General features: G+C 63.5%; 16 protein-coding genes. 5 read left to right on the top strand and 11 right to left on the bottom strand.

Annotated features, from left to right (window positions below):
* Nucleotides 1-71: 71 nt before the first annotated feature.
* The 5 genes from NJT13_RS14885 to icd all read right to left on the bottom strand — a co-directional run bounded on the left by NJT13_RS14885 (nucleotide 72) and on the right by icd (nucleotide 4,859).
* Nucleotides 72-1,289, bottom strand: a complete 1,218-nt coding sequence (locus tag NJT13_RS14885; RefSeq protein WP_254522425.1) for an RNA-guided endonuclease InsQ/TnpB family protein — start codon at nucleotides 1,287-1,289, stop codon at nucleotides 72-74.
* A 172-nt stretch (nucleotides 1,290-1,461) separates the two neighbouring features.
* A complete protein-coding gene (locus NJT13_RS14890) occupies nucleotides 1,462-1,620 on the bottom strand; it encodes a hypothetical protein (RefSeq protein ID WP_254522426.1) in 159 nt (52 codons plus the stop codon).
* Between the two features lie 170 nt (nucleotides 1,621-1,790).
* Nucleotides 1,791-2,225, bottom strand: a complete 435-nt coding sequence (locus NJT13_RS14895) for a GNAT family N-acetyltransferase (RefSeq protein WP_254522427.1) — start codon at nucleotides 2,223-2,225, stop codon at nucleotides 1,791-1,793.
* A 33-nt stretch (nucleotides 2,226-2,258) separates the two neighbouring features.
* Complete coding sequence (locus NJT13_RS14900; protein WP_254522428.1) at nucleotides 2,259-3,401, bottom strand: hypothetical protein; 1,143 nt, start codon at nucleotides 3,399-3,401, stop codon at nucleotides 2,259-2,261.
* Nucleotides 3,402-3,596: 195 nt separating this feature from the next.
* On the bottom strand, nucleotides 3,597-4,859 hold the full coding sequence (gene icd / locus NJT13_RS14905; RefSeq protein ID WP_254522429.1) for an isocitrate dehydrogenase (NADP(+)): 1,263 nt from the start codon (nucleotides 4,857-4,859) through the stop codon (nucleotides 3,597-3,599).
* An 846-nt stretch (nucleotides 4,860-5,705) separates the two neighbouring features.
* Here icd and map point away from each other — a divergent pair.
* Nucleotides 5,706-6,602 (top strand): type II methionyl aminopeptidase, encoded by an 897-nt coding sequence (gene map, locus NJT13_RS14910; protein ID WP_254522430.1) that lies wholly within the window; start codon nucleotides 5,706-5,708, stop codon nucleotides 6,600-6,602.
* A 120-nt stretch (nucleotides 6,603-6,722) separates the two neighbouring features.
* Here the strand turns inward: map and NJT13_RS14915 are convergent, their stop codons facing one another.
* Complete coding sequence (locus NJT13_RS14915) at nucleotides 6,723-6,923, bottom strand: DUF7835 family putative zinc beta-ribbon protein (RefSeq protein ID WP_254522431.1); 201 nt, start codon at nucleotides 6,921-6,923, stop codon at nucleotides 6,723-6,725.
* 255 nt (nucleotides 6,924-7,178) lie between these two features.
* Between NJT13_RS14915 and NJT13_RS14920 the strand changes: the two genes are divergently transcribed.
* Complete coding sequence (locus tag NJT13_RS14920) at nucleotides 7,179-7,718, top strand: HIT family protein (protein ID WP_254522432.1); 540 nt, start codon at nucleotides 7,179-7,181, stop codon at nucleotides 7,716-7,718.
* Between the two features lie 196 nt (nucleotides 7,719-7,914).
* Complete coding sequence (locus NJT13_RS14925) at nucleotides 7,915-8,328, top strand: cupin domain-containing protein (protein ID WP_254522433.1); 414 nt, start codon at nucleotides 7,915-7,917, stop codon at nucleotides 8,326-8,328.
* 22 nt (nucleotides 8,329-8,350) lie between these two features.
* On the opposite strand, the gene NJT13_RS14930 is transcribed toward NJT13_RS14925, so the two are convergent.
* Nucleotides 8,351-8,587 carry a glutaredoxin family protein gene (locus NJT13_RS14930; protein WP_254522434.1) on the bottom strand — a complete coding sequence of 79 codons (237 nt, stop codon included), beginning with the start codon at nucleotides 8,585-8,587 and terminating at the stop codon, nucleotides 8,351-8,353.
* 305 nt (nucleotides 8,588-8,892) lie between these two features.
* Here NJT13_RS14930 and NJT13_RS14935 point away from each other — a divergent pair, with 305 nt between their 5' ends.
* Nucleotides 8,893-9,372: a redoxin domain-containing protein gene (locus NJT13_RS14935; RefSeq protein ID WP_254522435.1), complete on the top strand. Its 480-nt coding sequence runs from the start codon at nucleotides 8,893-8,895 to the stop codon at nucleotides 9,370-9,372.
* Between the two features lie 63 nt (nucleotides 9,373-9,435).
* On the opposite strand, the gene NJT13_RS14940 is transcribed toward NJT13_RS14935, so the two are convergent.
* The 4 genes from NJT13_RS14940 to NJT13_RS14955 form a co-directional block, all read right to left on the bottom strand.
* A complete protein-coding gene (locus NJT13_RS14940) occupies nucleotides 9,436-9,801 on the bottom strand; it encodes a winged helix-turn-helix domain-containing protein (RefSeq protein WP_254522436.1) in 366 nt (121 codons plus the stop codon).
* A 168-nt stretch (nucleotides 9,802-9,969) separates the two neighbouring features.
* Nucleotides 9,970-11,223: a tRNA (N(6)-L-threonylcarbamoyladenosine(37)-C(2))-methylthiotransferase gene (locus NJT13_RS14945; RefSeq protein ID WP_254525469.1), complete on the bottom strand. Its 1,254-nt coding sequence runs from the start codon at nucleotides 11,221-11,223 to the stop codon at nucleotides 9,970-9,972.
* Between the two features lie 110 nt (nucleotides 11,224-11,333).
* A complete protein-coding gene (locus NJT13_RS14950; RefSeq protein ID WP_254522437.1) occupies nucleotides 11,334-11,681 on the bottom strand; it encodes a DUF7471 family protein in 348 nt (115 codons plus the stop codon).
* Nucleotides 11,682-11,855: 174 nt separating this feature from the next.
* Nucleotides 11,856-12,062, bottom strand: coding sequence for a hypothetical protein (locus NJT13_RS14955; protein WP_254522438.1), 207 nt, complete (start codon nucleotides 12,060-12,062; stop codon nucleotides 11,856-11,858).
* Between the two features lie 163 nt (nucleotides 12,063-12,225).
* Between NJT13_RS14955 and NJT13_RS14960 the strand changes: the two genes are divergently transcribed.
* Nucleotides 12,226-12,825 carry an HdeD family acid-resistance protein gene (locus tag NJT13_RS14960; RefSeq protein ID WP_254522439.1) on the top strand — a complete coding sequence of 200 codons (600 nt, stop codon included), beginning with the start codon at nucleotides 12,226-12,228 and terminating at the stop codon, nucleotides 12,823-12,825.
* Nucleotides 12,826-12,949: the final 124 nt, after the last annotated feature.

Below are 12,949 nucleotides of genomic sequence, written 5' to 3' on the forward strand. Positions count from 1 at the left end.
GGACAGCGGCTAACGATACCGTGTAAATCGCCTCGGGGTCAAGCCCCGAGGCTTTCGCGTGGACTCCCGTTCTATGCCTCAACAGAGGCAGGGGGCACGTACTCCCCGCTCACGTTCAGTGTCCCGCGATTCAAGCGCACATCTACGGGTGCGCCTCCATCGTCTGCGTTTTGCCGACGACGGAGATACTGCAAACCGATGTTCTTGGAAGCGTTGTAGTCCGCGTGGTTCTCGTACCCACACTGCTGACACTCAAACGACTCCCCGTCACGGTTATCGTCATGGGTAAATCCACACGTCGAACACCGCTTCGACGTGTTGCGCGGTTCAACCTGTACGGCCTCGATACCCTCTGCTTCGGCCTTGTATTCGACGTACTCGTAGAGGCGTCGGAACGCCCACACATGTTGCCACGTCGCTTCGGGAAGGTTCTCACGGATATACGTCAAGTCCTCGAACACGATATGCGAGCAATCGTTCTCGACGGCTTCCTCGATAAGTTCGTTCGCCACCGTGTGGAGGTGTATCTCGAAGCGTCCGTACTCTTTCTGCCCAACTGATTCGATGTTCTCGTGGGCGTGGCGAGAGCCACACTGCTGAAGCGACCCACGACGTTTCTCGTACTCTCGACGCCAATGGTTGAACTCGTCTGCCGACCAGAATCGCCCCGTCGAAGCGACGGCGAGGTTGTTCACGCCCAAATCCACACCAAGGACTGTTCTGTGCTTGGACTCGGATTCGGGCGATTCCTCGTCTGCTTCGACTTTCCGCATCGAGGCGTGGAGATACCAGTCACCGTCGCGGTACTGCAAGTGTGCCATCCGAAACTCGAAGTCCTCGTCGGAGACGTACTTGGTCGGTGGCGTCTCCGAGTCGTCGGGGAGGATGTAGTCGCACTCGACGCGCCCGTCTACGGTGGACAGTGATACGTGGTCGCGGTGGAACGTCGCACTCCGCTTGTCGTACACCGCGCTGTCGGCAGAAAAGTGCGGTTGCGACGTGTTCTCCCCACGTTCGAGACGCGAGACTCCGCTTTTGACGGCTTCGACCGCCCTGCGAATCCCTTTTTGGACAAGATTTGCAGTCAGGTCGGTTTCGTCGCGGAGTCGGTCGTAGAGGGCGCGTTCGGCTTTGGCTTTCGAGGTGACGTGGTAGCCGTCGTCGCCGTGCCAGCACCACTCGCTCGCGGTGTTGGCGCAGTGTTTGAACTGCTCGACCGTCTCTCGGAGGAGCGGGTCGGCTCCGTCGGGAGTGTCGAGTTTAATGACGGCGGTGCGACGGTATTCCACTGTGTTTTCACATATACCGTCGGTGTTACTTATACATTTGGGAGTCGGCCCGCCATCGTAGCGTGGTTTGTGTCATCGGTTGTCGGCTTCCTCCCCGACCTCAAGGGTCGGGGCATCCGCCTCGTACCGCCTGTGAACCCCGCCAGCGCGACGACCGCGACGACCGGAACCGCTACAACACGACGGCCGTGACCACCGTGAAGAAAACGAGCAGTCCACCGCCGGTGATGGTGGCCGTAATCGCCAGCGAGAGCAGTATCCGACTCACAGTCGGGAGCGTCTCGGCCGTGGATTCGACCGCGTTCCCGGGGCCCTGTAGTTTCCGTTCCATAGTATCGAGGCCCACGGACTGACCCTTGAAAGTCAGTCAGACGCTCGAAAGACACCGACGCGGTGCTCGCGGCTCGAGGCCCCGCGATCGAAACGCGCGACGTGTGAGCCCCGCGAGAGAGCGGCGCCCGCTATCCGGCGTTCCAGCCCTCCAATACGGTCTCCGCCCGCTCACTCGAGTGACTTTCGCATCTCGACGTGAGGGATGTCAGCTTCCACGAACTCCTCGCCGCATCGTTCGTAGTCGAGTTCGCGGTAGAATTCCGCGACCCGCGTCTGCGAGTGCAACACCACCGTCTCGAACCCCATCGCGTCGGCCCGCCGCTCGAGCGCGGCCATCAGGGCGCGGCCGACGCCCATCTCGCGTCGCGACTCGCGGACCGCGACGCGTTCGATCTTGCCGACGCCGTCCTCGTACTCGCGGAGCCGTGCAGCACCGATCGGCCCGTCGTCGTACGCGACGACGTGGACGGCCGTCTCGTCGTGCTCGTCGTACTCCAGTTCCTCGTCGACGCCCTGTTCGTCGACGAATACCTCGTGACGGACCGCGAAGGCAGCCTCGCGGTCCCGTTCGGACTCGGCAACGCGAACCTCGAAATCGTCCATCGGCGATGCGTACGCACGCCGGGGGTGAGAGCGTTACCCTTCGGAGAGGTCGACCCGCTGCCGGTCGTATTCCGTGTCGCCTCGCTCGAGACGCGTCGTCACGACGATATCGGCGCGGTCCGTTTCGATCGCGTCTCGTCGCAACGTGAAGGCGGCAGTGACGGGTTCGACGGGGTCGATCCAGTCGATGGTGCGCTCGAGTTCGTCGTTCTCGGGCCCGCGGAGATCCACCACCGTCTTTCCGGTGACGTCGCCGTCGTTTCCGACGACGGCGGTGACGTCGATCTCGTTCGGTCGAGACGTGTCGGTTTCGACGCCTCGAATCGACGGAACTGGACCGGTTTCGACGCCGATCGACGTCGAATCGACAGTGGTCCCCAGAAACGTGGCAATTCGAACCTGGAACTGGCCGCGGTAGAGCGACCCGCGGGGCTGGGCGATTCTGATTTTCGTCCAGTCGCGTTCGACCGCTGCATCGGCCGGCCGTTCCCTCGCGATCGTTCCGTCGGGTGCGACGACGGCGATGTGGTGGGCGCTCGAGTCGGTATCGAAGAATACCCCAAGCGACGCCTCCGAGCCGCTGTAGGTGATCCGGACGTCTTCGATGGACGCCGGTGACGGGTTCGCATACCGGACGCCGGTCCCAGCACCGATCCCGAACAGCGCCGTGGTGCCGACCGCCAGCGCCACGGTTCGTCGCTCCGGAAGGCGCGAGTGACGGCCCACCAGCGCTTCGGTCACCAGCGAGAGGCCGACCGCGAGGGCACCGGCTGCGGCGATCGCGAGCGCGTACGGGAGGAACTCGGCGAACACGAAACTGTCCACCAAACGCCCTCCGAGAGCGGCGGCCAGCAGACCGGCGGCGAACGTGAGTGGCACCGGTGCGATGATCGCTGTCCCCAGAACCGTGACACGGTCGAGGTCGAGCCCCTCGACGCACAGCCAGAACGCGAGTCCGACACCGAGCGCCGAGAGGATGCTGTATTCCTTCGAGTTCACGTACATCCGAAGATGGGGTTCGTATCGCGCGGCGACGAGCAGCGGGACCAGAACCCCGATGGCGACCAGCACGAGGGCGGGAACGAGATCGTCACCCGGCTCCCGCCCGTCGCGCAACCTGGCTCTCGGACCACCGGTAGGTTCGGACGTGTCGACGCGGTCGGTCCCGGAACCCATACTACGAGTTTTGTTCAGATTCATCAATATAAATATTATGTGGGTGCACCGACGGATAGCAGGTACCAGACGCAGTGCGTACGACTCGGAACCGGTGATAGAAAGAAAACGGGAAATCGGCGGTCGGCCGCCGACGAAACTCGGTACGAGTTTCACGGCGTTCTCGCGTCGCGCCGCGAGAGCCCGTGATACGATTTACGAGAGTTTCTCGACGTTGGCGACGACTTCCTCGGCGTACTCGCTGGTTGCGAGCTTCTCCGCGTCGTCGAGCTGGCGCTCGAGGTCGTAGGTGACCTTGCCGGAGGAAATCGTTTCCTCGACGGCGTCGCGGACGAGGTCGGCGGCGTCCTGCCAGCCCAGGTACTCGAGCATCATGCGGCCCGAGAGGATCATGGCGGTCGGGTTGACCTTGTCCTGGCCCTCGTACTTGGGTGCGGAACCGTGGACCGGTTCGGCGAGCAAGAGCCCGTCGCCGAAGTTCGAACCGGGGGCGATACCGAGGCCGCCGATCTGTGCGCCGGCGGCGTCGGACATGTAGTCCCCGTTCAGGTTCATCGTCGCGATGACGTCGTACTGGTCGGTTCGGGTCAGCAGTTGCTGCAGCATGTTGTCGGCGATGCGGTCGTTGACGACGACCGCGTCCTCGGGCTGTTCGCCGTCGCGCTCCTCCCAGAGGGTGTCCTCGGTGATGACCTCGTCGCCGTACTCCTCTTCAGCGACCTCGTAGCCCCAGTCGCGGAACTGGCCCTCGGTGAACTTCATGATGTTCCCCTTGTGGACCAGAGTGACGGAATCTCGGTCGTGCTCGAGGGCGTAGTCGATGGCGCGGCGAACGAGACGTTTCGTCCCGAACTCCGTGATCGGCTTGATCCCGATGCCGACGGGGCCGTCGTGAATGACGCCGGACGCGCCCATGTCGTCCTCGACGAACTCCTTGACCTGCTGGACTTCGTCGGTGCCGGCTTCCCACTCGATGCCGGCGTAGACGTCCTCCGTGTTCTCACGGAACGTGATCATGTTCATCTGCTCGGGCTCGGAAACCGGCGACGGAACGCCGTCGAGATAGTAGGTCGGGCGGACGTTCGCGTAGAGGTCGAGTTTCTTGCGCAGGGCGACGTTGAGCGACCGGAAGCCGGCTCCCACTGGCGTCGTTAGCGGACCCTTGATCGCGACGCGGTGTTCCTTGATCGCGTCGACGGTTTCCCGCGGAAGGTTCTCGTCGTATTTCTCGCGGGCGGATTCGCCGGCGTAGACGCGCATCCAGTTGATCTCGCGGCCGGTCGCCTCCGCGGCAGCCTCGAGCACTTTCTGTGCGGCGGGGCCGACGTCGCTTCCCACACCGTCGCCGTAGATAATCGGAATAATCGGGTTGTCAGGCACCTCGAGCTCGGTCTCGGTCCCCTCTTTCAGCGTGATCTTCTCCCCCTCTTCCGGTTCCTCGATCTTGTCGTAGCTCATCTCGTCTACACGGTTCTCCGACGGGGGTAAAAGGTCTACCATTTCCGTCTGGGCCCGGCAAAAATTGACCGTGACCCGTTCGAGCCAAACACGTTATTACCGTCGGAATCCGGTTGTTGAACGGCGACACAGCTCCGATCCGTGTCGGCAGCGATAGCGCCGCTCTCGAACGAAGCGACGAGAGCGGCGTCTAATCAGCACTTCGCAGCCGGGAGCGTGGTGTGGGCGCAGATCGCGCCCGATCTCTGACCGTGACCGTGCTCGTTACCCGGCGAAAACGTGCTCGTTGCTCGGCGAACGTGCTCGTTGCTCGGCGAAAACCGGTGACCGTTCGCGCGGCTCTCGAGCGGACGAATCGAGTGGCGAGAGGCCGCGGTGTCACCTCGGAACCGACGAATCCACCCGCCGGGAGTGCGGCTCGTGCTCGGGTCCGGAGGTGACGATCACGGCCTCGATGCCGATTACGTGCGAATCGGATCGCTGGCGTCTCTCACGCCACTCGAATCGAGACGGTCGTGCGGTATAACCCGTGGCGACCGTTTCACGGAATCGGAGGCCGTTATCCGTCGTTTCTTCCCCGAACGATCAGTTCCGGGAATTGTCCGCTCGGATTCGGCTGAGTATCAGCGTGGACTCCGTACCGGACGGTACAGGCGGTGGTGTGGTGACGCGGTACGAACGACGGTGAAGGTGAATCGAGTGCGGAGTGCATCGCGGACGCGGCGCGCTCACATTCCGTGATGTGTCACCGTCGAAACCACAGGCGATCGCCGCCGCTCGAGTGGCACCTACCGACGACGGACGAGAGGCGGAACCTCTTTTTGTCGATCGGTCGAACCCCGGTGCATGACCGAATCCGAGGTGGACCTCGAGTCCGAGCAGTACGAGAAACACCGCGAAGCGGGAGCGATCCTCGCGCAGGTACGCGATGAAACCGCAGAACGCGTCGAGGTCGGCGCAAGCCACCTCGAGGTCGCCGAGTGGGCCGAAGACCGGATCCGCGAACTCGGTGGCAAACCCGCGTTTCCCGTCAATATCTCCGTCGACGAGGAGGCAGCTCACGCGACGCCGTCGATCGACGACGAGACCACCTTCGGCGAAGAGATGATCAACCTCGATATCGGTGTCCACGTCGACGGCTGGCTGGCAGACACCGCGATCACCGTCGACCTCTCCGGCAATCCGGAACTCGCCGAGGCGTCCGAACAGGCGCTCGAGGCGGCCCTCGAAGTGGTCGAACCGGGCGTCGACACGGGGGATATCGGCGCAGAGATCGAAGACGTCATCGACGGGTACGGCTACAATCCCGTCGTCAACCTGACCGGCCACGGACTGGGGCACTGGGAGCAACACACCAGTCCGAACATCCCCAATCGCGACGTCTCACAGGGGGCGACACTCGAGGTCGGCGACGTCGTCGCGATCGAGCCGTTCGCGACCGACGGTGGCGGAAAGGTCACGGAAGGCGCCAACGAGGAGATCTTCTCGCTCGAGCGCGAGGGGACCGTGCGCAACAGACAGGCTCGCGACGCGTTAGAACAAATCACCGAGGAGTTTCGCACCCTGCCGTTTGCGACGCGCTGGCTCGAGACCGACCGGCCTGAAATGGCGCTACGCAGGCTCAAACGCAACGATATCGTCCACGGGTATCCGGTCCTGAAAGAAGACGACGGCTTCCTGGTCAGCCAGAAAGAACACACGATCATCGTCACCGAAGACGGGTGTGAGGTAACGACTGCGTAGCCCGTTGGGAATTCGAATCGGTAATAGAGAGAGTGAGCGAGACGTGCTCGCCGATTTGAGAGGATGCGGGAGACCAGGTTATCAGTGCGATTCGTCGCTCGTTCGGTCGTCGCCAGCCGATCAGGCGTTGTTCATCCGCTGGCTCGTGCGGTTCCCACACCGCTGGCACTCGGCCACGCGGTAGGGTTCACGGGAGAACTGTGCGTTCTCCTTCTTCAGACTCTCCGCCCGTATCTGGACCGAGACTTCGTGGAGGGTTTCCAGGTCGCATTCCGTGCAGTGTTCGGTCATCCCGCTGAATGAGTTGTCGGTCGTTGCCATTAACATATTACTTGCCATAGACTCCTCTTAAACCCATGCTTCGTTTTGAGAACTGAGTAGTGAAACTCACAACCGAGAATTATACTGCTATTAAAATCGGCTGAGAGGGTTTAATACCGTTTATTTTTTGACTTACGTGCAGTGGTTCCGAAATGTCCGGCTCTCGCAGAAATTTTTTCAAGGGCCGCTTGTCGCCGCCCTCGCTGGAAACGGACGGAGTAAAACGCTTTAGGAAAACCTCGAGTGATAGCGAGTATGGAACAGGTCTTCGCACCGTGGCGGATGGAGTGGATCGAGCGCGACGAGAAAAACCCGACCGTCGACGAATGCGTCTTCTGTGAACTCCCCGAGCAGGAACGCGACCGGGAAAACCGCATCGTTGCACGTAACGAAAACGCGTTCGTCATGCTGAACAACTACCCGTACAACCCGGGTCACGCGATGGTTATTCCCCACACCCATACCGGCGAGTACGCCGCGCTTGAAGACGACGTGCTCCTCGACCACGCCCGCTTGAAACAACGGACGTTCGACGCGATCGAAGAAGCGCTCGAGCCCGACGGGTTCAACGCCGGCTTGAACCTCGGTGACGGGGCCGGCGGCTCGATCGACGATCACCTGCACACTCACGTCGTCCCGCGCTGGCAGGGCGACACCAACTTCATGCCCGTCATCAGCGACACGACGGTGATCGTCGAGGCGCTCGAGGAGACCTACGACCACCTTCGCGAGTCCTTCGGCGCTCAAGACGGGGCAACCGTACCCGACGAGTGCCGTGCCGTCACGTTCGAGTGACGGATCGGTGATCGACGCCGATCGTCGATCAGCGCTCGCGGTCGCGCGCACGTAGACGTCGCGTGTACTCGCGTTCCGACGCGACCGCGTCGTCCCCGCCGTTCGGGGCGGGGCGTTCCCCTCGCACTTCCGTAATCAGCAAACTGGGCCAGGCAACCGGACACTTTTGTTATCCGTTGTCGTGCGTGTTTGTAGCATGGATTACGAAGTGGTCCACACCGAGGACGTACCGATCACCGACCTCTCCGACGACGATGAGATCCCGCCGGATCTACGCATTCGGGCGCTCGACGAGGTCTTCGATACCGACTCGCTCAACATCAAGCTCTGGTACTTCGAACCGGGAGAAGAGATCGGGTATCACGCGCACAGCGAGCAAGAGGAACTGTTCTACGTTCTGGAGGGACAGTTCTCGCTGAAACTCGGCCGTTCGGGCGAGGAGGAGTACGTCGACGCCGGCCCGGGGACGTTCTGGATCGCGAAACCCGAGATCGGTCACGGTCACCGAAACGTCGGCGACGAGGAGGGAGTGATTCTGGCGCTCGGTGCACCGGCGGTCGAAGACCCCGGCCTCGATCCGCACCGCCTGGACGACGACGAAGACGAATAGCGGCTGACCTCCCGAAGCGGCGTCAGGCGTACGTCGCCTCGAGGTAATCGAGGATGCGTTTTGACTCCGCCATCGTCACGCCGTATCCGTCGTCGACGACGACGGGCACCTGTCGCTGGCCCGAAACGCGTTTGACCTCGTTGCGCTTCGAGTGAAGCCCCTCGACCCAGATGCTCTCGTAGTCGACGTCGAGTTCCTCGAGGCGGTCGACGACGTGTTCACAGAACGGGCATCCTTCCAACCGATAGAGCGTGACCATGAACGGTCGTACGGAGCAGGACGCCAAAAGGATGGGTGCCGCTCGCGGGACGAAGAAACGGGACCGGGCGTGAAAGACCAGCCCGGGACGACGATCGGTGCTCGGCTATCGGACGGCGACGAGGCGGCGATCGGGTCGAGCGAGCCTGTCGTGATCCGGAACGGAGCGCCGTCGCGGGCGTACGACGCGGTAACTCACACCCGTGGTCCATCGAATTTTCGATCGCCGTATCGTGATCGTGCGGACGCACGGCCGCTCGTCACCGCGATACCGAGTTTTTTGTAGTCGCGCGAGAGTCCTCGAATATGCCACCGACCGCGGGCGAGACCGTTGCGGACTTCGACGCGCTTCTCTGTGACGGCGAGACGTTCCGATCGACGGCGCTCTCCGACGCGCTCGGCGCTCGAGGGGGCGTCGTCGTCTGTACCGGCTTCGCGTTCAGTGCGATCGCACAGAACTGGTGGAAACGGTTCGTTCGCGCCGGCTGGGACGAGTTCGAGGACGTTCCAGTATTCGGCGTGAGTCGCGACGGACCCTACGCGCAAAACGAGTTCCTCCGATGGCTGGATCGACCGGGCTTTCGCTTCTTCGCGGACGTAAACGGCACGGTGAGCGAGTCGCTCGACTTGCTCGCCGACCGGTCGCACATGGCCGGCGTTTCGACGCCGTGGCGGTCCGCGTTCGTCCTCGATCCCGACCGGGAGATCACGTACGCCTTCGTCGCCGACGACTGGATCTCGCCGCTTCCCCGCGAAGAGATCGAAACCGCCGTCGCGGATCTGTAGCGGGACCGCGACCGGAGTCGCCGTGGATCGAACGACCGGGACTCGCGGTGGAACGGCGTGCAATCAGGGTTCGCAGTAGAGGGTCTCGCCGTGCTGTGTGCACTCGATCCGAAGCGGATCGTCGTAGGTCACCGAGACGCGGTCGATCGCCTGAACGTAGTGCGCGGGCAGTCCGCCCTGGGATCGCCGATTGAGCTGCCGTATCAGCCCGGCCTCGCGGAGGTTCGCCACTTTCCTGTAGGCTGTCGACTGCGGGAGATCGAGCGCGTCGGCAATCTCCGGAACCGTGGTCGGCTCCTCGACGAACAGATAGACGGCCCGAGCGTCGTCGTCGTTGAGCAGGTCCATGATCGACCCGGGCACACACCCGAGTTCTCCGTCCCGTTCGGCTCGCGGACACCGGATCGGTTTCTCGACCGTGTCGCTCATATCGCTCGATTTCTCCCGAGCGGGCTTACGTGTCCCCCCTTTTTCCCGCAGACTGGCACTGACCGTTCCCCTCACGTGTCTCGAGAAGACCGACGCGACGCGGCCCGGCGTCGTCGCGAACGGTACCGTCGCTGCCGTTCGACGTCTCGCGCCGGCTTCGATCCCGGCCTAAACCGGCGTTCCGAACGCGTACATCGACTCGTGGGCCGTGATCTCGAGATCGACGAAATCGCCGGGTTCGATGCCGTACTCGCTCGCGTTCTGGACGATGAGTTGGCGGTAGGCCGAGTCGCGGCACTTGACGGAGTCGCCGGTGCCCGCTTCGACGACCAGCACGTCCTCGCGGCGCTCGCCGACCATGTCCGCGTAGGCGTCGGCGACGACCTCGCGTTTGAGTTCACTCATCGCCTTCGAGCGCTCTTTCTTGATCGTCCCGCCGAGGCCCTTCATGTCCGCGGCATCGGTTTCCGGCCGCTTGGAAAAGCGAGTGACGTTGATCTTCTCGGGACGCGTCTCCCGGAGCAGCGCCAACGACTGCTCGTGGTCGCGGTCGGTCTCGGTCGGGAAACCGACGATGAAGTCCGTCGAGAGCGTCCAGTACTCGAGCGCCTCGTCGAAGGTCTCGACCACCTCGAGATACTCCGCGACCTGATGTTGCCGGCGCATATCGCCGAGGACGTCGTCAGATCCGGACTGAACGGGTGCGTGCAGGAAGTCGTAGAGTTCGTCGTTCGCCGCGAAGACCTCGGCGAGTTCGTCACGGATGCCGTGGACGCCTTTCGGGTTCGCCATCCCCACTCGCACCCGGAACTCGCCGTCGATCGCACAGATGCGCTCGAGCAGCCGGTGCAGTTTGCGTTCGCCGTCGTCCCAGCCGTAGACGCCGGTGTCCTGCCCGGTGATGCGAATCTCCTTCGCGCCGGCGTGGATCAGCGCGCGGGCCTTCGCGACGTTTTCCTCGATCGGCGGGGAATCGATCTTCCCGGTCGCGTGCTTGGTGATGCAGTACGAGCAGTCGGACATGCACCCTCGGGCGATCGGAAGGATGCCGACGACGCCGTCGAGGATGGGTTCGGCGTCGGGCGTCGTCGTCGGACACTCGCCGTTGGTGACCGCCTCGGGCACCTCGTCCCAGTGGAGGACCTGCCCGTCGACGCCGGCTCGAGCGAACGCCTCGCCCTGGGCCAGCGCCATACAGCCCGTGATGAAGAGGTCGGCCGTTTCGTCGGCCAGTTCCTCGGCCCGCCGGAGCATGTTTCGCTCGGTTTTCTCGACGACGGTACAGGTGTTGAGAATCGCCACGTCCGCCTCGTCGACGCCGTCGACCCGGTAGTGGCCCGCATCGCGGAGCCGCCGCTCTATCTCGCGACTCTCCCCGCGGTTCGACGTACAGCCGTACGTCTCGATGTGATACCGGGCCATTCGCTTGGAACTCACTCGGGTCTCGCGAATCAAAAGCACGACGGATCGCGGCCGCGTTCGACGACCGGTCAGGTGCGTCGCTCGCGCTCCCTCGAGTTTCGACCGGCGAATCAGTCGTCAGACCGTACAGAGACGTCGTCGGACGCCGAGCGGCTTCGGAAGACCAGGTAGAGAACTAGCACGGCGATCAGGAAGTCGAAGCCGTGTTCGACCAGGTGGTGGACCGTCATCGGGACGAGGCCGAGGACGGTTCCGAGTCCGGTGAGCGACCGAACGACGAGAAGGCCGAGCACGACTGCGATCAGGCAATACCGGATCGTCCGCCGCCGGGCGTACGCGGTGAGGCCAACGGCGAACAGGGCCGTGGTGCCGAGTACCGCGAGGGCGATCACCGCGATGAGGACGGGAGCGAGCTGTGGGTCGAGCCAGTCGCCGGCGACCGACATTCCAATCACCATGCGATCGATACCGCTATTCGGGCCGACACGCACCTATTCCCTTCGGTGTTTCCCGCGTTCCTGGAGCGCCGCTGTCGGTCGGTTCCCCAGTCACCGGGCGACTCCGCTCTCGAGAGCGACTCACGGAGAGCGGTGGCGATATCCGACCCGGTACCGCCCTCGCGGGGACGCGCCTCAGCCGCCCGAGCACTCCTTGAGCAGGTGTTCGCGGTGAATCGCTACCGGCACGCACTCCCCGCAGAGATCGCACTCGAGTCGTCTCTCGTCCGTGTCGTCGTGCGTCTCGCCGGATTCGTCGTGCGTCTCGCCGGACTCGTCGCGCTTCTCGTCGGCCTCGTCGGTCACGACGTACGCTGTCATCGCGAGCACGATAACCGCCACGTTTCGACCGGGACCGGAGCGTCGGCGTGGATCGAATTATCGCTCGAGACCGGCCAGCAATACCGTTCGTCCCGTTTTTGGACCAGTCCGGTACCGGGACGCACTGTCAAATCGTATAGTTGTTTTATATCCGTACACGACGTACGTCGTATCGGTGAATCCAATGAGTAGAATCACAGCAAGCATGGGGTCCGTCGGGAACTACTCCCTCGAGAGCGAATGGCGGCCCCTCGCTCTTTCGGGAGCGGTTATCGGTCTCATCGGGATCCTCGCGATGGCTTTCCCCCTCGTGACGGGACTGTCCGTATCGCTCGCGATCGGCGCGTTGCTCGTCGTCGGCGGAATCGTCCACGGCGTTCACGCGTTCACCGTTCGCGGCTGGCGCGGATCGGCCTGGCAAGCGTCCCTCGCGATCGTCTCGGTCGTCGCCGGCCTCGCCGTTCTCGCGGCGCCCACCGTGGCGCTTCTCACCCTGACGCTGGCGCTCGTGGCTTACTTCGCCGTCGACGGCGTGGCAGAACTGGCGACCGCAGTGCGGATGGAGAGTTCGTCGGGACGTGCGGTGGTCGCTTTCAGCGGCCTCATCTCGTTCGTCCTCGCCGGCCTCCTCTGGGTCGGCTTCCCGGCCACCGCCGCCTGGGCGGTCGGCCTGCTCGTGGGCATCAACCTCCTCGTGATCGGCCTCGCGATGGTCACGGTCGCCGTCACCAGCCGATCCGGCGACGCGACGGCCCCGCCAGCGACCGAACCTCGCAGCGCCTAGTCCTCTTTTGGTGTCCGCCGGAACGCGGTCCGCCCTCGAGCGGCCGGGCTGAACGGCGGGAGACGGTCTCGACGGTGACGGACCGACCGACGAGACGCGGATTCGACGGTGCCGAGAAGCGCAG

This window comes from Natrinema caseinilyticum (assembly GCF_024227435.1).
Classification (GTDB): domain Archaea; phylum Halobacteriota; class Halobacteria; order Halobacteriales; family Natrialbaceae; genus Natrinema; species Natrinema caseinilyticum.